At 64.3% G+C, this 16,864-nt stretch carries 26 protein-coding genes and 1 tRNA gene; 23 read left to right on the top strand and 4 right to left on the bottom strand.

Translation table 11 applies throughout. The features are described from left to right. The first annotated feature begins 80 nt into the window (after positions 1-80). The 7 genes from C9E82_RS06630 to C9E82_RS24060 all read left to right on the top strand — a co-directional run bounded on the left by C9E82_RS06630 (position 81) and on the right by C9E82_RS24060 (position 3,564). Positions 81-875, top strand: coding sequence for a helix-turn-helix domain-containing protein (locus tag C9E82_RS06630; protein WP_119898993.1), 795 nt, complete (start codon positions 81-83; stop codon positions 873-875). A 248-nt stretch (positions 876-1,123) separates the two neighbouring features. Then, complete coding sequence (locus C9E82_RS24065) at positions 1,124-1,327, top strand: hypothetical protein (RefSeq protein ID WP_119898995.1); 204 nt, start codon at positions 1,124-1,126, stop codon at positions 1,325-1,327. Beyond that, on the top strand, positions 1,324-1,746 hold the full coding sequence (locus C9E82_RS06625) for a hypothetical protein (protein ID WP_119898998.1): 423 nt from the start codon (positions 1,324-1,326) through the stop codon (positions 1,744-1,746). The genes C9E82_RS24065 and C9E82_RS06625 overlap by 4 nt, the downstream gene beginning before the upstream one ends. Positions 1,747-1,772: 26 nt before the next feature. Continuing rightward, the gene (locus C9E82_RS06620) at positions 1,773-1,961 is read left to right on the top strand and encodes a hypothetical protein (RefSeq protein WP_119899000.1); all 189 of its coding nucleotides are present in this window, start codon (positions 1,773-1,775) and stop codon (positions 1,959-1,961) included. Positions 1,962-2,033: 72 nt separating this feature from the next. Next, entirely contained in the window at positions 2,034-3,023 is a 990-nt protein-coding gene (locus tag C9E82_RS06615; RefSeq protein WP_119899002.1) for a hypothetical protein, read from the top strand. Next, positions 3,008-3,373 carry a hypothetical protein gene (locus C9E82_RS06610; protein ID WP_147393110.1) on the top strand — a complete coding sequence of 122 codons (366 nt, stop codon included), beginning with the start codon at positions 3,008-3,010 and terminating at the stop codon, positions 3,371-3,373. The genes C9E82_RS06615 and C9E82_RS06610 overlap by 16 nt, the downstream gene beginning before the upstream one ends. A 2-nt stretch (positions 3,374-3,375) precedes the next feature. Beyond that, on the top strand, positions 3,376-3,564 hold the full coding sequence (locus C9E82_RS24060; RefSeq protein WP_147393111.1) for a hypothetical protein: 189 nt from the start codon (positions 3,376-3,378) through the stop codon (positions 3,562-3,564). Positions 3,565-4,018: 454 nt separating this feature from the next. Here the strand turns inward: C9E82_RS24060 and C9E82_RS06605 are convergent, their stop codons facing one another. From C9E82_RS06605 to C9E82_RS06590, 4 genes are all read right to left on the bottom strand, one after another. Next, positions 4,019-4,309, bottom strand: coding sequence for a BrnA antitoxin family protein (locus C9E82_RS06605; protein WP_119899007.1), 291 nt, complete (start codon positions 4,307-4,309; stop codon positions 4,019-4,021). Beyond that, complete coding sequence (locus C9E82_RS06600; protein WP_119899009.1) at positions 4,291-4,554, bottom strand: BrnT family toxin; 264 nt, start codon at positions 4,552-4,554, stop codon at positions 4,291-4,293. Before C9E82_RS06600 ends, C9E82_RS06605 begins: the two co-directional genes overlap by 19 nt. Positions 4,555-4,615: 61 nt before the next feature. Continuing rightward, on the bottom strand, positions 4,616-5,026 hold the full coding sequence (locus C9E82_RS06595; RefSeq protein ID WP_119899011.1) for a phage major tail tube protein: 411 nt from the start codon (positions 5,024-5,026) through the stop codon (positions 4,616-4,618). Beyond that, positions 5,023-5,382: an Arc family DNA-binding protein gene (locus C9E82_RS06590; RefSeq protein WP_119899013.1), complete on the bottom strand. Its 360-nt coding sequence runs from the start codon at positions 5,380-5,382 to the stop codon at positions 5,023-5,025. Before C9E82_RS06590 ends, C9E82_RS06595 begins: the two co-directional genes overlap by 4 nt. Positions 5,383-5,439: 57 nt before the next feature. On the opposite strand from C9E82_RS06590, the gene C9E82_RS06585 reads away from it, so the two are divergent. From C9E82_RS06585 to rpoB, 16 genes are all read left to right on the top strand, one after another. Then, positions 5,440-5,649 (top strand): Arc family DNA-binding protein, encoded by a 210-nt coding sequence (locus C9E82_RS06585; protein ID WP_119899016.1) that lies wholly within the window; start codon positions 5,440-5,442, stop codon positions 5,647-5,649. Continuing rightward, positions 5,618-6,460, top strand: coding sequence for a phage antirepressor KilAC domain-containing protein (locus C9E82_RS06580; RefSeq protein WP_221035975.1), 843 nt, complete (start codon positions 5,618-5,620; stop codon positions 6,458-6,460). The genes C9E82_RS06585 and C9E82_RS06580 overlap by 32 nt, the downstream gene beginning before the upstream one ends. After that, positions 6,457-6,651, top strand: coding sequence for a hypothetical protein (locus tag C9E82_RS06575; protein ID WP_119899018.1), 195 nt, complete (start codon positions 6,457-6,459; stop codon positions 6,649-6,651). The genes C9E82_RS06580 and C9E82_RS06575 overlap by 4 nt, the downstream gene beginning before the upstream one ends. Continuing rightward, the gene (locus C9E82_RS06570) at positions 6,648-6,848 is read left to right on the top strand and encodes a hypothetical protein (protein ID WP_119899020.1); all 201 of its coding nucleotides are present in this window, start codon (positions 6,648-6,650) and stop codon (positions 6,846-6,848) included. The genes C9E82_RS06575 and C9E82_RS06570 overlap by 4 nt, the downstream gene beginning before the upstream one ends. Then, entirely contained in the window at positions 6,845-7,297 is a 453-nt protein-coding gene (locus C9E82_RS06565; protein WP_119899022.1) for a hypothetical protein, read from the top strand. The genes C9E82_RS06570 and C9E82_RS06565 overlap by 4 nt, the downstream gene beginning before the upstream one ends. After that, the gene (locus tag C9E82_RS25250; RefSeq protein ID WP_276312110.1) at positions 7,294-7,425 is read left to right on the top strand and encodes a hypothetical protein; all 132 of its coding nucleotides are present in this window, start codon (positions 7,294-7,296) and stop codon (positions 7,423-7,425) included. Before C9E82_RS06565 ends, C9E82_RS25250 begins: the two co-directional genes overlap by 4 nt. Before the next feature lie 100 nt (positions 7,426-7,525). After that, positions 7,526-7,732, top strand: coding sequence for a hypothetical protein (locus C9E82_RS06560; protein ID WP_119899051.1), 207 nt, complete (start codon positions 7,526-7,528; stop codon positions 7,730-7,732). Beyond that, positions 7,729-8,724, top strand: coding sequence for a site-specific integrase (locus C9E82_RS06555; RefSeq protein ID WP_240643594.1), 996 nt, complete (start codon positions 7,729-7,731; stop codon positions 8,722-8,724). The genes C9E82_RS06560 and C9E82_RS06555 overlap by 4 nt, the downstream gene beginning before the upstream one ends. A gap of 99 nt (positions 8,725-8,823) precedes the next feature. After that, positions 8,824-8,899: transfer RNA gene (locus tag C9E82_RS06550), tRNA-Trp, on the top strand. 159 nt (positions 8,900-9,058) lie between these two features. Continuing rightward, positions 9,059-9,253 carry a preprotein translocase subunit SecE gene (secE, locus tag C9E82_RS06545; RefSeq protein WP_240643595.1) on the top strand — a complete coding sequence of 65 codons (195 nt, stop codon included), beginning with the start codon at positions 9,059-9,061 and terminating at the stop codon, positions 9,251-9,253. A 189-nt stretch (positions 9,254-9,442) separates the two neighbouring features. Next, entirely contained in the window at positions 9,443-9,982 is a 540-nt protein-coding gene (nusG, locus tag C9E82_RS06540) for a transcription termination/antitermination protein NusG (RefSeq protein ID WP_119899027.1), read from the top strand. A gap of 88 nt (positions 9,983-10,070) precedes the next feature. Beyond that, the gene (rplK, locus tag C9E82_RS06535) at positions 10,071-10,523 is read left to right on the top strand and encodes a 50S ribosomal protein L11 (protein WP_119899030.1); all 453 of its coding nucleotides are present in this window, start codon (positions 10,071-10,073) and stop codon (positions 10,521-10,523) included. A gap of 3 nt (positions 10,524-10,526) precedes the next feature. Then, positions 10,527-11,225 (top strand): 50S ribosomal protein L1, encoded by a 699-nt coding sequence (gene rplA, locus C9E82_RS06530; protein WP_119899032.1) that lies wholly within the window; start codon positions 10,527-10,529, stop codon positions 11,223-11,225. A 250-nt stretch (positions 11,226-11,475) separates the two neighbouring features. Next, positions 11,476-11,991, top strand: coding sequence for a 50S ribosomal protein L10 (rplJ, locus tag C9E82_RS06525; protein ID WP_119899034.1), 516 nt, complete (start codon positions 11,476-11,478; stop codon positions 11,989-11,991). A gap of 65 nt (positions 11,992-12,056) precedes the next feature. Continuing rightward, on the top strand, positions 12,057-12,428 hold the full coding sequence (gene rplL / locus C9E82_RS06520; protein WP_119899036.1) for a 50S ribosomal protein L7/L12: 372 nt from the start codon (positions 12,057-12,059) through the stop codon (positions 12,426-12,428). A gap of 242 nt (positions 12,429-12,670) precedes the next feature. Next, positions 12,671-16,816 (top strand): DNA-directed RNA polymerase subunit beta, encoded by a 4,146-nt coding sequence (gene rpoB / locus C9E82_RS06515; RefSeq protein ID WP_119899038.1) that lies wholly within the window; start codon positions 12,671-12,673, stop codon positions 16,814-16,816. The last annotated feature ends 48 nt before the right edge of the window (positions 16,817-16,864 follow it).

Below are 16,864 nucleotides of genomic sequence, written 5' to 3'. Positions count from 1 at the left end.
CTGTCGCCGGATGGCCTGGGCGTCTGGGTGCCGAACGATTATCGGGACCTCCGGGACCGCATCCTGGGCGAGGGCGCGGCATGAGCGTCTATTGCGCTTCCCTTGCATGGCGCCACGGGCCGGAGGACCGGAACGACCTTCTCGTGCTGCTCGCCATCGCGGATTTCGCCGACGACGACGGCTATTGCTGGCCATCGGTGAAGACGCTTGCCGCGAAGGCAAGGATGACCGAGCGCGGGGTGCAAAAGATCATCCGGCGGCTCGAGGTGCAGGGCTATGTTTCGGTGGAAACAGGGACCGGCCGCAAGAACTGCAACGAATACCAGATCGACCTCGATCTGCTGCAAAAGGGTGAACGGGAAACCCCGAACCGCATTCACCCCGAACAAGGTTCACCCCGAACACGGAAACAGAAACCCCGAACGGGGAAGCAGAAAAGGGTGAATGGCGGTTCACCCGAACCATCAAGGAACCATCAGAACCGTTATGATGATGATGATGATGATGGTGGTGATGACGCGCGCGCGAACGGCCTGAAAGATCGGATCGTCGCAGCATTGGCCCTCGACGAGGTCGAAGCGAGGACCCTCTGCGGAAAGGCTGGCATGACAGAGGCATGCAGATGGCTCGATCTTCCTCACATCGGCACGGACGAGATCTGCGAAATGCTCCGCGAGGTCATGGCCCGCAAGCGAGGCGGGCTGCCCAACAGCATGTCCTATTTCACCGGCGACATGCTTCGGCTCAGCGAAGCTCTCGAGGAGGCCAAGAAGCCGCTGGTCCCAATAGTGCGCGCCCGCCCAGCCGATGGGCAAGACGCGGGGCAGGGCATGGTGAGCGAAGCCGAGTTGCGCCGCGCCGGGGTGGCGATCTGATGCCCCGCTCGGCGAAAAAACCACGGGTCCTTTCGCGGGGGTATGTCATGCGGGGGGTGGAGCCCCGCATTTATTCAGGTCTGCGAGGGCGAAGAAAATCGACTTCCGTTTCTTCCGCATCGCTTGTCTCGCAGCGAGGGCGGCGCGCCAGCGCATCGGGTTTCTTGCAGAGGTGAAAAAGCGCCAGAGGAACGGCGGCGAAATGCCGTGCAGCTTGATCGCGCACCGCAACTCCAGGAGTTTGAAAAATGTCTGACCCGCTTGAAAGCCGTGACACCGCTGCGCCGAAGATGGCTGCCCTGATGGTTTACGCCGAGCCTGATCTGGTTGCACAGATCGAAGCCGAACGCGCCAGCATCGCGGGGCGTGCGGGGCTTCCCTCGGTTTCGGTGTCGGCAACCATCGCATCGGTGCTGCGTCGTGCGCTGGCTGACCAGAAAGCCGCCACATGACCGCCGGAGCGAAAACCGAAGACCGCGACATAACCGCAGTCCCGGCCGATGAGATCGCTGATTTACTGGGCGTCGGCGTTCGGCGTGTCAGGCAGATGGCCGAGGAAGGCAGATTGCGTCGCCGGGGTCGGGGGTTGTTCGACGTTACGCACGCCCTCTGCGTTTCTCGCGCCGTGATCGTTCTCAACCAGCGGGTATCCCGCAACTGTTCCGCGGACACGCTGGCCGCTGTCGGCTGGCTTGCAGGCTTCATCTTCAAGAAACCGATACCGATTACGGCAGGTGATCTCGATTGCTGGCGGGATGCCTGTGCGCGCTGGAATCTGACCCCCGACCAAGCCATCGGCTTGCTGTTCGCCGCCGCTGCGCTGCTTGGCGATCGCGCCCCGAAATTCGACCTGGCGCCCGAGGGGCGCTGATTTCGTCAACCGGAAGAAGCTGAACCATGACCATGAAAACCTTTCATCCCGTCGATCCTGCCGAGCTGCGCCGCGCAGCCTATCACCTCGAACGTGCCGCAGGCATCGCCGCCATGTGCGGAGGCGCCGACCTCGTGGCCGATTTCGTGCGGCTCGCCGGGGAATTGCGGGATCGCATCCCGGCAAGCCCCAAGACAGAAAACCCGAAGGCCTGACTATGACGAACAAGATACCGACCGAATCGCCGCGCGCGCACCGCCCTGAATGGCGGTCTCGTTGGCGCTCATATGACCCGCGCCGCCACCGATGACGCGCATGATGCGGGACACCAGCTGCGCGACCTGGTCGCCCATGTTCGCCGCCTCCTGCCGTATGACGAGCGGACGCCGGCCGGCTTCGAGGAGCCGACGGTGCGCATCGCCAGACCCGCAGCCGCCATGCATGGCCTGCGGCTGACCGCTGCCCTGCCGTCGTTGCTCGATGCCGATGGCCGCATTACCGTTGCTCCTGCGTCGAGCCGCTCGGCCGGGGATGTGCTGACGCTGGTGGACGCGGTGGCCTCGCACAGTCGGGTTGTCCAGGCGGGCGCCCATATCCTTGCCGAGCCTCAATCTGTCGCTGCTCAGACCGGCACAGGTGTTCCCGCCATGCAGCAGGTATCCGTCGGGATGCAGATATTCAGTCCTGCGCCCTTTGCCCTGGTTGACGACCCCGACGCGGATGTTTCGCCCGATGAGGCGGCACTTTCCGATCTGTCGGACATCATGGCCGAAGGCCGGATCGAGCGGCCCGAGGATCTTCGAAATCTCGGCTTTCGCGTGACGCTGACCCGGCGCCAGATCCGCGATATGGACGAAGCCACCCTGATGGGCGCGATCGTTCACAGCATCTCGATGGGCGTGGCGCGCGCCGTGGATGCCGAGTTGTTGGCAGCGCTGGCCGCTGTGGTCGACGCGGCTGAAACCGCTGGACAGCGTATCTCCTTCGCAGCTGCCACGGGTTTGCGCTTCGATGAATTGCGGGCCATTGTCGGCACGTCCGGCATTGGCGCTGCCGGAGATCGCGGCAATCTGTTCGTGGATGGCATACCGGCTGCCTTGTCCGGCGATCTGGCCGGAACACTGATCGGGGCATGGGATCGCTTCGCCGTGGCGCTGGGCGGGCAGATCACGCTTCTGGTCAAGCGCACCAGCGGGGCGGGTGATGTGGAAATCACCGCCTGGGCGGCGATGAAGGCCGTGATCCCCGACGCGGGCTATGCATGGGCTGCAGTCTGATGTTGGGTGCGTTGCTGGAACGCCTCGGCCGCGGGCGTGGCGCGCCTGACCGACCGGGCGGGGCCATCGTCCCGGCCGAACTGGTCGCCGCCATCACCCGGTCGCGGATCCGCGTGTCGCCTCGGCCCGATGGTGAGGGCAATCTGATCGTCTCGGTGAGTTCGCCGATTCTTGGGGCATTCCGGTGGCGTGGCATCGAGGATGCGGCCGAACGGATCGCCGCGACCTATCCCGACCTCGGCCGTGCGGCCACCGATCGGGCCGCGCGGTTGCTGGAGGCCGAAGTCGGCGACCGGCTCATCATCGCGATTCTGCGCGAGCCGCCGCGGTCCTGGGTGTGGGATTTCTGAGCATGGCGCGGCGCTGGAAGAACCCGACCACCCGCCGTAGGCTGGCGAAGACGGCAAAGCCGATGGCCTGCCTTCCGCAGCATGGTTTTGAGCCTACTGAACCCACCGGCAAGAACCCGACCGCCCGTCGGGTCAAGCGCATGGCGCGGAAGGGCCACCTTGTCGGCTGGCCGTTCGAAAGGAAAATCTGATGCGCAAGAAATATGAGATCATCATCGATCTGCCGGACGCTGGGCCGCAGACCGGCATCCTTGTCCATGGCGAAGTGGTCCGGCATGGTGATCGCGTCTTCTGCGGGCCGCGCACGGCGCGGACGCTGATCGCGAACGGCCGGGCGATTCCGGCGCCCGAGGTATCGTCCCGAGCTTCGAGGAAATCCGCGCCGCCCGCAGGGCCGCCGCCGAGGTCTTCGACAGGTGATCGAGGTGCAAGGGTGCTTCAATCCGCCCGCCGCCCTGCTGGGCGCGCCACTGGCGGGCAACTTGCGTTTTTATTAGGCCAAGTGGCTGCAACGGCCCCTCGGGCCTGTGTGGCGCCTTCTGGCGGTTCTGCGGGGCAATGCCCTGCAGGCTTTTACCTGCCGCAGCGATCTTGGCATGGTGGTATCAGAGCGCCGCAGGCGCGCAGAGCACGGTTGGCGCCGTGTCAGACCCCTGCCGCCTTGCGCAGGGCGTCGTTCATTCGCGTCTGCCAGCCTGGGCCGTCGGCCTTGAAGCGTGCCACCACCTCCGGATCGAGCCGCAGGGAGATAGCGACCTTCGGGTTCGCCGATCTGGGCCGCCCGCCGACATTCTGGCGCATCTTCTCGGCCAGCGCCGGGAATGCCTCGGTGAAGGGGCGAGCCTGGGCCAACTCCTCGTCGGACCATTCCGGGTTGTCGGGGTCGCTGGCGATCATGCGCTGGATCTGCGCCTCGGTCAGGTGCTTTCTGGGCATAGCAGGCTCCTTTCCTTCTTGCTGGCCGGCCGCATCGAGATCACCGATACCCCTTCCGTTCCCAGCGTGGCGAAAACCACGGCAATCGTACCGTCAGCGAACCGCCCCATCGCCTTGAAGCGGTCCTGCCTGGTGCGGACCACCAGCGCGCCCAGAAAAAAACCCTCATCCAGATCGGCAAAATCGAGACCATGCTTGGCAAGGTTCGTCTGCCGCTTCGGTTCGTCCCAGACGATCATCAACATGGGTTTCCGTATATACGAAATCAAGGGGTGGGGCAAGCGGCGGCGGGCAGTAGCCGGAGGGTCAGCGTTTCAGGCGAAGCACCACAGCTTTGCCGGACATCCGCGGTGATGATGCGCCGTCAGCGCCTCTGGGACTGTGGACTGCCATGTGATGATCCAGCCGCATGGTGACAGTCAGCGCAGGCTTCTGCCCCGGCCTCAACGCCCCGCACTCTATGGTGGTGATCCGCCCGCGTATGACATGCTCCATCCGCTTCACCGTCTCATGGTCCCTTTCCAGTTCGCCGCGAATCGTGAAAGTCACCATTTCCCCCGCCACCACGCCAAACAGCGCCAGCACATCGGCGTCATAGTTGGTCAGTGCAAAGGACGTTGCCAGCCCTTCTTGGCCCGTGTCCAACGCCACAGGCGGATTGTAGCCGTCAATCTGCCCGACATAGCCCCTGCCATCGACAAACAGGTTCACGGTCATTGGCCTTCATGTTTCGGGCGGGACGGTAAATCGTCTGCAGGCAGGATGGATAGCCGCATTCCCTCCTCCTCATCTACAACGCGGAAAGGATAATGTGCTGCCTCAAGCATCTCATTTAGAATATTCACATCTTCGAAACGCCCTCGCTCGCCTTCATGCCGCAGAACGGCTTCGATACGCAGCATAATGTCATCCGCGCTCGGGATAGGGGCAGGGAACTCTTTTTCCAGAGTGTCGACAATGACCTGGTTCATTGAATGACCGCGTGCGTCTGCTGCGCGCCTAATCCGTTCGCGCATCCCGTCGGGCAATCGCACGACATATTTGTCTTGGGTCTGGGGGGTGCGCTCAACCATGCTAGCTATGAGCCATAATTTTTGGCTTGACGCAATGCAGGCTGTGAGCCATCTATCATGTATGGCTATGAGCCATGTTTTGTCAGAGGAACCCCCATGATCAAGACCACCGCCGAAAGCGAAAAGGTGATGCTGCGCCTGCCTGACGGATGGCGGCGCGCGCTGAAGATCGCGGCCGCGATGAACGACCGCAGCCTGAATTCGGAGATCTTGCAGCGTCTGCGCCCGACCATCGATGCTGCCGATGCCCAGCGCCCGCAATCCTGAATTGAAAGCGGCCGGGCAGCGCGCCAACGCTGTCACCGGCCTGAAGATCCCCAAACCAAGAAGATCCAAGATGAAAGGCAATATCATGCAACCCGGTCTGAATTACAAGCCGCCCTCTGCGCTCTCCGCCGGTGCTGGGCCCCTGACCATGTCCAGCCGCGAGATCGCGGACCTGGTTCAGAGCCGCCACGATAAGGTGAAGCAATCCATCGAACGCCTCGTGGCGCGTGGCGTGATTGTCCAATCCCCAATGGGGGATGAACAAGATACTGACGCGATGGGCCGACCGCGCATCACATCTGTCTATCGCCTCGACAAGCGCAGCAGCTTCGTCGTCGTGGCCCAGCTGTCGCCCGAATTCACCGCCCGTCTGGTGGACCGCTGGCAGCAGCTTGAGGACGAAAAGGCCAGCGGCGGTTTCTTGATCCCCCGGACGTTTGGCGACGCCCTGCAGCTGGCCGCGGATCAGGCGCGGCAGATCGACGGTCTGCGGGAAGTTGCGGAGGCCCATGAGCGCCTGACTGGCGCCCGTGGCTCGCTCTGCATCACCGATGCGGCCAAGGCGCTGGGCGTCGGGCCGAAGATGCTCTTTGACTGGTTGTTCCACCATCACTGGATCTTCCGGCGGGATGGCGGCTCGGGCTGGCTTGGCTATGAGGCCAAATGCGCGGCCGGCCTGCTGGAGCATCGTGCCGCGACCTATACGCGCAGTGATGGTTCCGAGACCGTCACGAGGCAGGTGCGGGTGACGGCCAAGGGCCTCTCGCGCCTCGCCAAGCTCATCAACCCGATCGCCGAGGTGACGAAATGACCGCCGTTGTCCGTTTCGCCCCGACCATCGCCAAGGCCCGGCTCCATGAAATCCACGACAGCCTCGTCCTGGCCCTGGACGCCACGGAGAAGCGGGGCGGCGGCGCTTATGCCCAGACCGAGCGCGAGGCCCGCGGCTACATCCGGGCCGCCCTGCGCAACACCGTCCGGCTGATGGAGGTGGGGCAATGAAGGAACTTCTCGAACACATCGCGCAGCAGCAGGCCCGTGCGGTTCATCTCTGCGCCCTGATCGAAGTGCTGGTCGATATCAGCGACCGGATGAGGAATGAGGATCATGACAAGCTGCTACGGGTCGCCCTCCATCTGGGAGCCCAGATCGGCGCCGCCCTCGACGTGGTCAATCTGCCGAAAGGGGGTGACGCATGATCGGGCGCGTCATGGGTTGGGAAAACGCGGAAGTGCACGGTTGGGCGCTGTCGTCTGACAACGTCTTCGAAGAAGATATGGCCAAGGTGAGGAGGCTTCGGAAGCGCCAGGCGGACTACCTGAATAGCCTGCCGACCGACCCGAAGGTCGCAATCAGCGCGGCGCGCAGGCTGCTGCATCCCGGCGGCGCCGAATTCCCCGATGGGTTTGAGGAAGCGATGCGCTTGGCCTGGGCGCTGGTGCCGATGATCGAGAAGCTGGAGACCGAACGCCCTGCCGCAGAGCGCGAGGCCGCGATCTGGATTGCGCAACGGGTGGCGGAAGCGATCGAGGTCGCCTCCGAACGCCTCGAGCAGATCGCGGAGATCCTTGATGGGCCGGATCGGGTCGAGCGCGCAGCGCGCATCACCGAATTGAGCTGTCGTCGGGCGAAGGAGGACGATGAATGAACCGTCTGTTCGAAACGAAGGGGCAGATGGTCACTATGGTCCGCCGCACTGCGCCCAGTTTTGGGTCGAGTGATCTTGGAGTCCAGATCCGCGAAGGCCTTGATGCGGTCAACCTGCCGAGCCGATGACGATTCCGCGCCCGGCTTCGGTCGGGCGCACTACCCACTTTGGATTTTCATGGTGCCGCCGGAGACTGTGCCGCACCGAAGCATCTGCCCGAGGCTGCGTATGTCCACGACCGTTCCCATCTTCGCATCGTCCCGCACCGCGGCCAAGCTGTTCGATCTGCGCGAGCCCGAATTTCTGCAACTGGTCGAGGCGGGCCACCTGCCCGGTGCGATCGATATCGGCGGCGGCATTCGTCGCTGGGAGGTGGATCGTCTCCGCTTGATCGCTTCGGGCACGGCGGCGCTGGGCGGGGAGATGGACTGGTGAAGAAGAAATACCTCTTCTCGCCGAAGCCCGGCTACATCTATGTCAGGGTGAAGGGCAAGCACACCAGGATCACGGCGCCCGAGGGCACGGCCGAGTTCGATCGCCAGTATTGGGAAATCCTGTCAGGCAAGAACCTGGAGGCCGCGACCTCGTGGTCAGCCCTCATCAAGAGCTATCGGGCGTCGGATCGCTGGACCAATCTCAAGGCCCTCACACGCGAGGGCTATGAGCGGGTGCTGCTCTACATCGAGGAGAAGAACGGCGCGAAGGACATGACCCGCGTGCGCCGGAAGGACGTGATCGCGGCGCAGCAGGCGAACCTGCACCGCGTCCGCTTCGCCAATTCCATTGCCGCCGTCATGTCGGTTCTGTGCGAACATGCGATCGATATCGGCTGGATCAGGGAAAACCCGGCCAAGGGTGTCCGCAAGATCGCCACGCCCAAGGAGAAGCAGAAGCCGCACATACCCTGGACGGATGAGGCGGTGGCGAAGATGCGGGCCGAGGCCCGGCCCATGCCGCGCCTGATCTTCGAACTGGGCGTGGGCAGCGTGCAGCGGCCCGGCGACCTCGTGGAGTTCTGCTGGGGCGACTATGACGGCGACAGCCTCACCTTGCGCCAGAACAAGACGGACAAACCCCTGAAGCTGCCCTGCACGCCGCAGCTGAAGGCGGCGCTGGATCAGGCCAGGGCGGCGCTGGGCGTCGTCCCGCATCCGTCGCGCCGGATCCTGACCGGCCGCAAGGGCGATCCGCTGACCTATTCCGGCATGGCGCAGATGATGCGCAAGGAACGCAGGCGTCTCGGCCTTGAAGCATATGACCAGCACGCCATGCGGTATCGCGGGGTGATGGAGCTGGCCTGGGCGGGCTGCGACGACGACGAGATCGCCAGCTACAGCGGCCACGCGTCCAAGGCGATGATCATCAAATACGCCGGCGAGGCCCGGCAAATCATGAGGGCGAAACAGGCATGGAAGAAGCGGCAGTGAACAGAACGGGACCAGAACGGGAAACTGATAACTCGGGTGATAACTCGCCTTTTCCCGGCTTGACGATACCCCGCGCAAACCCTATCAGGGCCGGGCTGCAGGGGTATAGCTCAGTTGGTAGAGCATCGGTCTCCAAAACCGAGGGTCGGGGGTTCGAGTCCCTCTGCCCCTGCCAGGTCCTTCCCGAAAATCAGGTCCTTCCCGAAAGACGGGTCCTTTCCGGCAGAACGGATCGCGCAGGCCGCCCGGAAGGGCGCGGCGCATGTCGGGCCAAGGCTTGAAACGCCGGGCCGGTCGCGCTACATCCGGCGCTGCACTTCCGAAGGAGCCGACATTGGCCAATCCAGTCCAGTTCATCAATCAGGTCCGCGCCGAGCTTGGCAAGATCACCTGGCCCACGCGGCGCGAGGTGGTGACCACGACCATCATGGTGCTGATCCTCGCCGCGCTGGCGGCGGTGTTCTTCTCGCTGGTGGACCTGGCCATCCGCTTCGGCATCACCGAGGGGCTGAAGCTGATCAGCGGCTGAGCCCTGCCCTGGGCCTTCGGGGCTTGCATTTTCGGGCCGGGGGCGGTATGTGCCCCCGACTGTCCGGCAAACGGCGTGCATCGAATCCGCATGCGCGCCGATTTCAATTTTGCCGGACGTGAATGAATTCAATGGGTTGCCGGCCAGGCCGGGTGATTCCCAAAACGACGAGCAGGGGTCGATCGAGACATGGCAAAGCGTTGGTATTCGGTCAGCGTCCTGTCGAACTTCGAAAAGAAGGTCGCCGAGGCGATTCGTCAGGCGGTGGCCGAGAAGGGCCTCGAGGACGAGATCGAGGAGGTTCTGGTCCCCACCGAGGAGGTGATCGAGATCCGCCGCGGCAAGAAGGTGACGTCGGAACGCCGCTTCATGCCGGGCTATGTGCTGGTGCGGATGGAGATGTCGGACCGGACCTATCACCTGGTGAACTCGATCAACCGGGTTACCGGCTTCCTGGGCGCGCATGGCAAGCCGATGCCGATGCGCGACGACGAGGTGAATGCGATCCTCAACCGCGGCGGCGGCGATGGCGAACAGGCCGCGCCGCGCAACCTGATCCGCTTCGACGTGGGCGAGAAGGTGAACGTGACCGACGGCCCGTTCGAGGGCTTCTCGGGCATGGTCGAGGAAGTGGACGAGATCGCGGCGCGGGTGAAGGTCACCGTGTCGATCTTCGGCCGGCCCACGCCGGTCGAGCTGGAATTCACGCAGGTCGCCAAGACCGCGTGATTGGTCGCGGGAGGCGTGACGCCGGACCGCTAAGTCGGCCCCGAGGCCCGATCCGGGACGCGGGGCGTGATGATAAGGAGAAGGCCAGATGGCCAAGAAAGTTGTCGGCAGCCTCAAGCTGCAAATCAAGGCGGGTCAGGCGAACCCGTCGCCCCCCGTTGGCCCCGCCCTGGGTCAGCGCGGCATCAACATCATGGAATTCTGCAAGGCGTTCAACGCCAAGACGCAGGAGATGGAGCAGGGTGCCCCGGTTCCGGTCGTGATCACCTATTACGCCGACAAGTCCTTCACCTTCGAGACGAAGACGCCGCCGGCGTCCTTCCTGCTGAAGAAGGCGGCCGGCCTGAAGCCGGTCGGCAAGCGCAACCGTCCGAAGGGCTCGGAAAAGCCCGGCCGCGCGGTCGCCGGCACCGTGACCGTCAAGCAGGTGCGCGAGATCGCCGAAGCCAAGATGGCGGACCTGTCGGCCAATGACGTCGACCAGGCGATGAAGATCATCCTCGGCTCGGCGAAGTCGATCGGCATCGAGGTGAAAGGCTAAGCCATGGCGAAGATTTCCAAGAAGAAAGCCGCGGCCCGCGCCGCCTTCGAAGGCAAGGACAACCTGACCGTCGAGGACGCGATCAGCCTGGTCAAGGGTGCCGCATCGGCCAAGTTCGACGAGACCGTCGAGATCGCGCTGAACCTGGGCGTCGATCCGCGCCATGCCGACCAGATGGTCCGCGGCGTCGTGACCCTGCCCGCCGGCACCGGCAAGGACGTCCGCGTCGCCGTCTTCGCCCGCGGCCCCAAGGCCGACGAGGCCAAGGAAGCCGGTGCGGACATCGTCGGCGCCGAGGACCTGATGGAGACGATCCAGTCCGGCAAGATCGAGTTCGACCGCTGCATCGCGACGCCGGACATGATGCCGCTGGTCGGCCGCCTGGGCAAGATTCTGGGCCCGCGCAACCTGATGCCGAACCCGAAGGTCGGCACGGTGACCGTGGATGTCGCCAATGCCGTCAAGGCCGCCAAGGGCGGCGAGGTCCAGTTCAAGGCCGAGAAGGCGGGCGTCGTCCATGCCGGCATCGGCAAGGTCTCGTTCGAGGCCGACAAGCTGGCCCAGAACCTGCGCGCCTTCGTGGACGCGGTGAACCGGGCCAAGCCCTCGGGCGCGAAGGGGACCTACATGAAGAAGGTCTCGATCAGCTCGACCATGGGGCCGGGCGTGTCGGTGGATGTCGCCTCGGCGACCGCCAACTGAGAATTTCGCCGGGTCCCGATCCGTTCGGGGCCCTGCGGATGACGGGGCAGCCCCATGCCGCCCCGTCCTGTCCGAGACGGAGGGTGCCGATCCAGGTCCAGTATCTGGCCGGCTTAATGTCCTTCCTGAGATGGGGAAGCATTTTTCCGGGGGTTGACCTCGGGCGATCTTGCCCCTCGCGGACCCGACCCGGCCGCAAGGTTCGGGAAAAGTGAGAGCCGGGGGGAAACCCCCAACTTGGAGTGAAACCGTGGATAGAGCACAAAAAGAACAGGTGGTCGAGGAACTCGGCCAGATCTTTGAAAGCTCTGGCGTCGTGGTGGTTGCCCACTACGAAGGGATGACGGTTGCACAGATGCAGGACCTCCGCTCGCGCATGCGCGAAGCCGGCGGTGCTGTCCGCGTTGCCAAGAACAGGCTCGCCAAGATCGCCCTTGAAGGTAAGCCCTGCGCCAGCATCGCGGATTACCTGACGGGCATGACCGTGCTCACCTATTCGGAAGATCCCACGGCTGCGGCCCGGATCGCCGACAAATACGCCAAGGACAACGAGAAATTCGTGATCCTGGGCGGTGCCATGGGTGACTCGGCGCTTGATCCGGCCGGTGTGAAAGCCGTCGCCTCGATGCCGTCGCGTGAAGAGCTGATCGCTCAGATCGTGTCGTGCCTCGGCGCGCCTGCCTCGAACATCGCCGGTGCGATCGGTGCGCCTGCCAGCAACATCGCGGGCATCCTGACGACTCTGGAAGAGCGTGAGGCTGCTTGATGCAACCCCTTCCCGACGTGTGGTTGAAAACCCGACGTTGGAACACTAACTGAAAGAACGGAAAAATGGCTGATCTGAAAAAACTCGCCGAAGAAATCGTGGGCCTGACCCTGCTGGAAGCCCAGGAACTGAAAACCATCCTGAAAGACGAATACGGCATCGAGCCCGCCGCTGGCGGCGCCGTCATGGTCGCGGGTCCGGCTGCCGCTGCCGAAGCCGCTGAAGAAAAGACCGAATTCGACGTCGTGCTGACCGACGCCGGCGCCAACAAGATCAACGTGATCAAGGAAGTGCGCGGCATCACCGGCCTGGGCCTGAAGGAAGCCAAGGACCTGGTCGAAGCCGGCGGCAAGGTGAAGGAAGGCGCGGCGAAAGCCGAAGCCGAAGAGATCAAGGCCAAGCTGGAAGCAGCCGGCGCCAAGGTCGAACTGAAGTAATCGGCCCGATGGCCGTGTGAAATGGGGCAGGGTCCGGGGTTTCCCGGTCCCTGCCGAACCTGTCTTGAAGGGCGGTCTGGGCGCAGACCCGTGGCAGACCTTCCTTCAGGGCATGTTCGAGGTTCGGGAGCCGCGCGGTGGGACGGGCGGCGTGAATGGAACCTCACCCCTGCATTCGTAGGCCGTGTTCCGGGGGCCCCGACCCGGAAGACGCGCGCGAAGACGAAAGGTGACGAGACCCCATGGCGCAAGCTTATGTCGGCCAGAAACGCATCCGGCGTTACTACGGCAATATCCGCGAAGTTCTGGAGATGCCGAACCTCATCGAGGTCCAGAAATCCTCCTACGACCTGTTCCTGAATTCCGGCGAAGGCACCGGCCATCACGATGGCGAGGGCATTCAGGGCGTGTTCCAGTCGGTCTTCCCGATCAAGGATTTCAACGAGACCGCGGTCCTGGAATTCGTCAAGTACGAGCTGGAGCGCCCGAAATACGACGTGGACGAATGCCAGCAGCGCGACATGACCTATGCCGCGCCGCTGAAGGTCACGCTGCGCCTGATCGTGTTCGATGTCGACGAGAATACCGGTGCGAAATCGGTCAAGGACATCAAGGAGCAGGACGTCTTCATGGGCGACATGCCCCTGATGACCCAGAACGGCACCTTCATCGTGAACGGGACCGAGCGCGTCGTGGTGTCGCAGATGCACCGCAGCCCCGGCGTGTTCTTCGACCATGACCGCGGCAAGACCCACAGCTCGGGCAAGCTCTTGTTCGCCTGCCGCATCATTCCCTATCGCGGCAGCTGGCTGGATTTCGAATTCGACGCCAAGGACCTGGTCTTCGCGCGCATCGACCGCCGCCGGAAACTGCCGGTGACGACGCTGCTCTATGCGCTCGGCATGGACCAGGAAGGCATCATGGACGCCTTCTACGAGACGGTGGACTACAGCCTGCGCAAATCGGGGCGCGAACAGGGCTGGGTCACCCGCTTCTTCCCCGAGCGCGTGCGCGGCACCCGTCCCGCCTATGACCTGGTGAATGCCGAGACCGGCGAGGTCATCACCAAGGCCGGTGACAAGGTCACCCCGCGCCTGGTGAAGCAGCTGCAGGAATCGGGCGAGCAGGTGAACCTGCTGGTGCCCTTCGACCGCATCATCGGCCGCTTCGTCGCCAAGGACATCATCAACGAGCAGACCGGCCTGATCTATGCCGAGGCCGGCGACGAGATCACCGCGGAATACGACCGCGACGGCGAGCTGAACGGCGGGCTGCTGAAGGTCCTGCTGGACAACGGCGTGACCGACGTCCCGGTCCTGGACATCGACCACGTGAATGTCGGCCCCTATATCCGCAACACCATGGCGGCCGACAAGAACATGAATCGCGACGGCGCGCTGATGGACATCTATCGCGTCATGCGTCCGGGCGAGCCGCCCACGGTCGAGGCCGCCAGCACGCTGTTCAACAGCCTGTTCTTCGATGCCGAGCGCTATGACCTCTCGGCCGTCGGCCGGGTCAAGATGAACATGCGGCTGGACCTGGACGCGCCCGACACCCAGCGCACCCTGCGCCACGAGGACATCGTGGCCTGCGTGCGCGGGCTGGTGGAACTGCGCGACGGCAAGGGCGAGATCGACGATATCGACCACCTGGGCAACCGCCGGGTGCGTTCCGTCGGCGAGCTGATGGAGAACCAGTATCGCGTCGGGTTGCTGCGCATGGAGCGCGCGATCCGCGAGCGGATGTCGGGTGTCGAGATCGACACCGTGATGCCGCAGGACCTGATCAACGCCAAGCCGGCCGCGGCCGCGGTGCGCGAATTCTTCGGCTCCTCGCAGCTGTCGCAGTTCATGGACCAGACCAACCCGCTGTCCGAGGTGACGCACAAGCGCCGCCTGTCGGCGCTTGGGCCGGGCGGCCTGACGCGCGAACGCGCGGGCTTCGAGGTGCGCGACGTCCACCCGACCCATTACGGCCGGATGTGCCCGATCGAGACGCCGGAAGGTCAGAACATCGGGTTGATCAACAGCCTGGCGACCTTCGCTCGGGTGAACAAGTACGGCTTCATCGAGACCCCCTATCGCAAGGTGATCGAGGGCAAGGTGACGGATGATGTCGTCTACATGTCCGCGACCGAGGAAATGCGCCATACCGTCGCGCAGGCCAACGCGACGCTGGACGAGGACGGCCGCTTCGTGGACGAGTTGGTCAGCACCCGCCAGTCCGGCGACTTCATGCTGAACCCGGTCGATGCCGTCGATCTGATCGACGTGTCGCCCAAGCAGCTGGTCTCGGTCGCCGCCGCGCTGATCCCCTTCCTTGAAAACGACGACGCCAACCGCGCGCTGATGGGCTCGAACATGCAGCGCCAGGCGGTGCCGCTGCTGCGCGCCGAGGCGCCCTTCGTCGGCACCGGCATGGAGGCCATCGTGGCCCGCGATTCCGGCGCCGCGATCATGGCGCGCCGGGGCGGGGTCATCGACCAGGTCGACGCGCAGCGGATCGTCATCCGCGCGACCGAGGATCTGGGCGCGGGCGATGCGGGCGTGGACATCTATCGTCTGCGCAAGTTCAAGCGCTCGAACCAGTCCTCGACCATCAACCAGCGCCCGTTGGTCAAGGTGGGCGAGAAGGTCGTCAAGGGCCAGGTCGTCGCCGACGGTCCCTCGACCGACCAGGGCGAACTGGCGATCGGCCGCAACGTGGTCGTCGCCTTCATGCCCTGGAACGGCTACAACTACGAGGACTCGATCCTGATCTCGGAACGGATCCACCGCGACGACGTGTTCACCTCGATCCATATCGACGAATACGAAGTGGCGGCCCGCGACACCAAGCTGGGGCCCGAGGAGATCACCCGCGACATCCCGAACGTCGGCGAAGAGGCGCTGCGCAACCTGGATGAAGCCGGCATCGTCTATATCGGCGCCGAAGTCGGGCCGGGCGACATCCTGGTGGGCAAGATCACCCCCAAGGGCGAAAGCCCGATGACGCCGGAAGAAAAGCTGCTGCGCGCCATCTTCGGCGAGAAGGCCAGCGACGTGCGCGACACCTCGCTGCGGCTGCCGCCGGGGGCTTACGGCACCATCGTCGAGGTCCGGGTGTTCAACCGCCACGGCGTGGACAAGGACGAGCGCGCGCTGCAGATCGAGCGCGAGGAAGTCGAGCGCCTGGCGCGCGACCGCGACGACGAACAGGCGATCCTGGACCGCAACATCTATGCGCGCCTGAAATCGCTGATCCTCGGCAAGGTGGCGGTCAAGGGGCCGAAGGGCGTCAAGCCGAACTCGGAGATCACCGAGGAACTGCTGGGCACGCTGTCGCGCGGCCAGTGGTGGCAGCTTGCCGTCGGCGAGGAAGACGTGGCCAAGGAAGTCGAGGCGCTGAACCAGCAATACGACACCCAGAAGAAGCTGCTGGAAGCCCGTTTCGAGGACAAGGTCGAGAAGGTCCGCCAGGGCGACGACCTGCCGCCGGGCGTCATGAAGATGGTCAAGGTCTTCGTCGCCGTGAAGCGCAAGCTGCAGGCCGGCGACAAGATGGCCGGCCGCCACGGCAACAAGGGCGTCGTCTCCAAGGTCGTCCCGGTCGAGGACATGCCGTTCCTGGCGGACGGCACCCCGGTCGATCTGGTGTTCAACCCGCTCGGCGTGCCGTCGCGGATGAACGTCGGCCAGATCCTCGAGACGCATATGGGCTGGGCCTCGCGCGGTCTTGGCATCAAGATCGACGAGGCGCTGGAGGAATATCGCCGCAACGGCGACATGAGCCCGGTCCGCGAGGCGATGAAGATCGGCTATGGCGACGACATGTATGCCGAGACCTTCGAGGGCATGGAGGATGACCGCCTGGTCGAGCACGCCAATACCGTGCGCGGCGGCGTTCCCATCGCCACGCCGGTCTTCGACGGCGCCAAGGAGGCCGACATCAACGACGCGCTGACGCGGGCCGGCTTCGACACCTCGGGCCAGTCGGTGGTCTTCGACGGCCGCACGGGCGAGCAATTCGCCCGCAAGGTCACGGTCGGGATGAAATACGTCCTGAAGCTGCACCACCTTGTCGACGACAAGATGCACGCCCGCTCGACCGGCCCCTACAGCCTGGTCACGCAGCAGCCCCTGGGCGGCAAGGCGCAGTTCGGCGGCCAGCGTCTGGGTGAGATGGAGGTCTGGGCCCTGGAAGCCTATGGCGCCGCCTATACCCTGCAGGAAATGCTGACCGTGAAGTCGGACGACGTGGCGGGCCGCACCAAGGTCTACGAGTCCATCGTCAAGGGCGAGGACAATTTCGAGGCCGGTGTCCCCGAAAGCTTCAACGTGCTGGTCAAGGAGGTCCGGGGTCTGGGCCTCAACATGGAACTCCTGGATGCGGAAGAGGACGAGTGAGGGCCCCGGCCCTCACCCCATTTCCCGCGCCCTTCATCAGGATTGAAA

The organism is Paracoccus sigandri (genome assembly GCF_003709565.1).
In the GTDB taxonomy this organism is placed as follows: Bacteria; Pseudomonadota; Alphaproteobacteria; order Rhodobacterales; family Rhodobacteraceae; genus Paracoccus; species Paracoccus siganidrum.
The sequence above is the reverse complement of the archived record's forward strand: the minus strand, read 5'-3'. Positions and strand labels throughout refer to the sequence as shown.

Coding starts and splice junctions, on each gene's coding strand:
- C9E82_RS06630 (WP_119898993.1), top strand. CDS start 81: ATGAGCGTCTATTGCGCTTCCCTTGCATGGCGCCACGGGCCGGAGGAC.
- C9E82_RS24065 (WP_119898995.1), top strand. CDS start 1,124: ATGTCTGACCCGCTTGAAAGCCGTGACACCGCTGCGCCGAAGATGGCT.
- C9E82_RS06625 (WP_119898998.1), top strand. CDS start 1,324: ATGACCGCCGGAGCGAAAACCGAAGACCGCGACATAACCGCAGTCCCG.
- C9E82_RS06620 (WP_119899000.1), top strand. CDS start 1,773: ATGACCATGAAAACCTTTCATCCCGTCGATCCTGCCGAGCTGCGCCGC.
- C9E82_RS06615 (WP_119899002.1), top strand. CDS start 2,034: ATGACCCGCGCCGCCACCGATGACGCGCATGATGCGGGACACCAGCTG.
- C9E82_RS06610 (WP_147393110.1), top strand. CDS start 3,008: ATGGGCTGCAGTCTGATGTTGGGTGCGTTGCTGGAACGCCTCGGCCGC.
- C9E82_RS24060 (WP_147393111.1), top strand. CDS start 3,376: ATGGCGCGGCGCTGGAAGAACCCGACCACCCGCCGTAGGCTGGCGAAG.
- C9E82_RS06605 (WP_119899007.1), bottom strand. CDS start 4,309: ATGCCCAGAAAGCACCTGACCGAGGCGCAGATCCAGCGCATGATCGCC.
- C9E82_RS06600 (WP_119899009.1), bottom strand. CDS start 4,554: ATGTTGATGATCGTCTGGGACGAACCGAAGCGGCAGACGAACCTTGCC.
- C9E82_RS06595 (WP_119899011.1), bottom strand. CDS start 5,026: ATGACCGTGAACCTGTTTGTCGATGGCAGGGGCTATGTCGGGCAGATT.
- C9E82_RS06590 (WP_119899013.1), bottom strand. CDS start 5,382: ATGGTTGAGCGCACCCCCCAGACCCAAGACAAATATGTCGTGCGATTG.
- C9E82_RS06585 (WP_119899016.1), top strand. CDS start 5,440: ATGTATGGCTATGAGCCATGTTTTGTCAGAGGAACCCCCATGATCAAG.
- C9E82_RS06580 (WP_221035975.1), top strand. CDS start 5,618: ATGCTGCCGATGCCCAGCGCCCGCAATCCTGAATTGAAAGCGGCCGGG.
- C9E82_RS06575 (WP_119899018.1), top strand. CDS start 6,457: ATGACCGCCGTTGTCCGTTTCGCCCCGACCATCGCCAAGGCCCGGCTC.
- C9E82_RS06570 (WP_119899020.1), top strand. CDS start 6,648: ATGAAGGAACTTCTCGAACACATCGCGCAGCAGCAGGCCCGTGCGGTT.
- C9E82_RS06565 (WP_119899022.1), top strand. CDS start 6,845: ATGATCGGGCGCGTCATGGGTTGGGAAAACGCGGAAGTGCACGGTTGG.
- C9E82_RS25250 (WP_276312110.1), top strand. CDS start 7,294: ATGAACCGTCTGTTCGAAACGAAGGGGCAGATGGTCACTATGGTCCGC.
- C9E82_RS06560 (WP_119899051.1), top strand. CDS start 7,526: ATGTCCACGACCGTTCCCATCTTCGCATCGTCCCGCACCGCGGCCAAG.
- nusG (WP_119899027.1), top strand. CDS start 9,443: ATGGCAAAGCGTTGGTATTCGGTCAGCGTCCTGTCGAACTTCGAAAAG.
- rplK (WP_119899030.1), top strand. CDS start 10,071: ATGGCCAAGAAAGTTGTCGGCAGCCTCAAGCTGCAAATCAAGGCGGGT.
- rplA (WP_119899032.1), top strand. CDS start 10,527: ATGGCGAAGATTTCCAAGAAGAAAGCCGCGGCCCGCGCCGCCTTCGAA.
- rplL (WP_119899036.1), top strand. CDS start 12,057: ATGGCTGATCTGAAAAAACTCGCCGAAGAAATCGTGGGCCTGACCCTG.
- rpoB (WP_119899038.1), top strand. CDS start 12,671: ATGGCGCAAGCTTATGTCGGCCAGAAACGCATCCGGCGTTACTACGGC.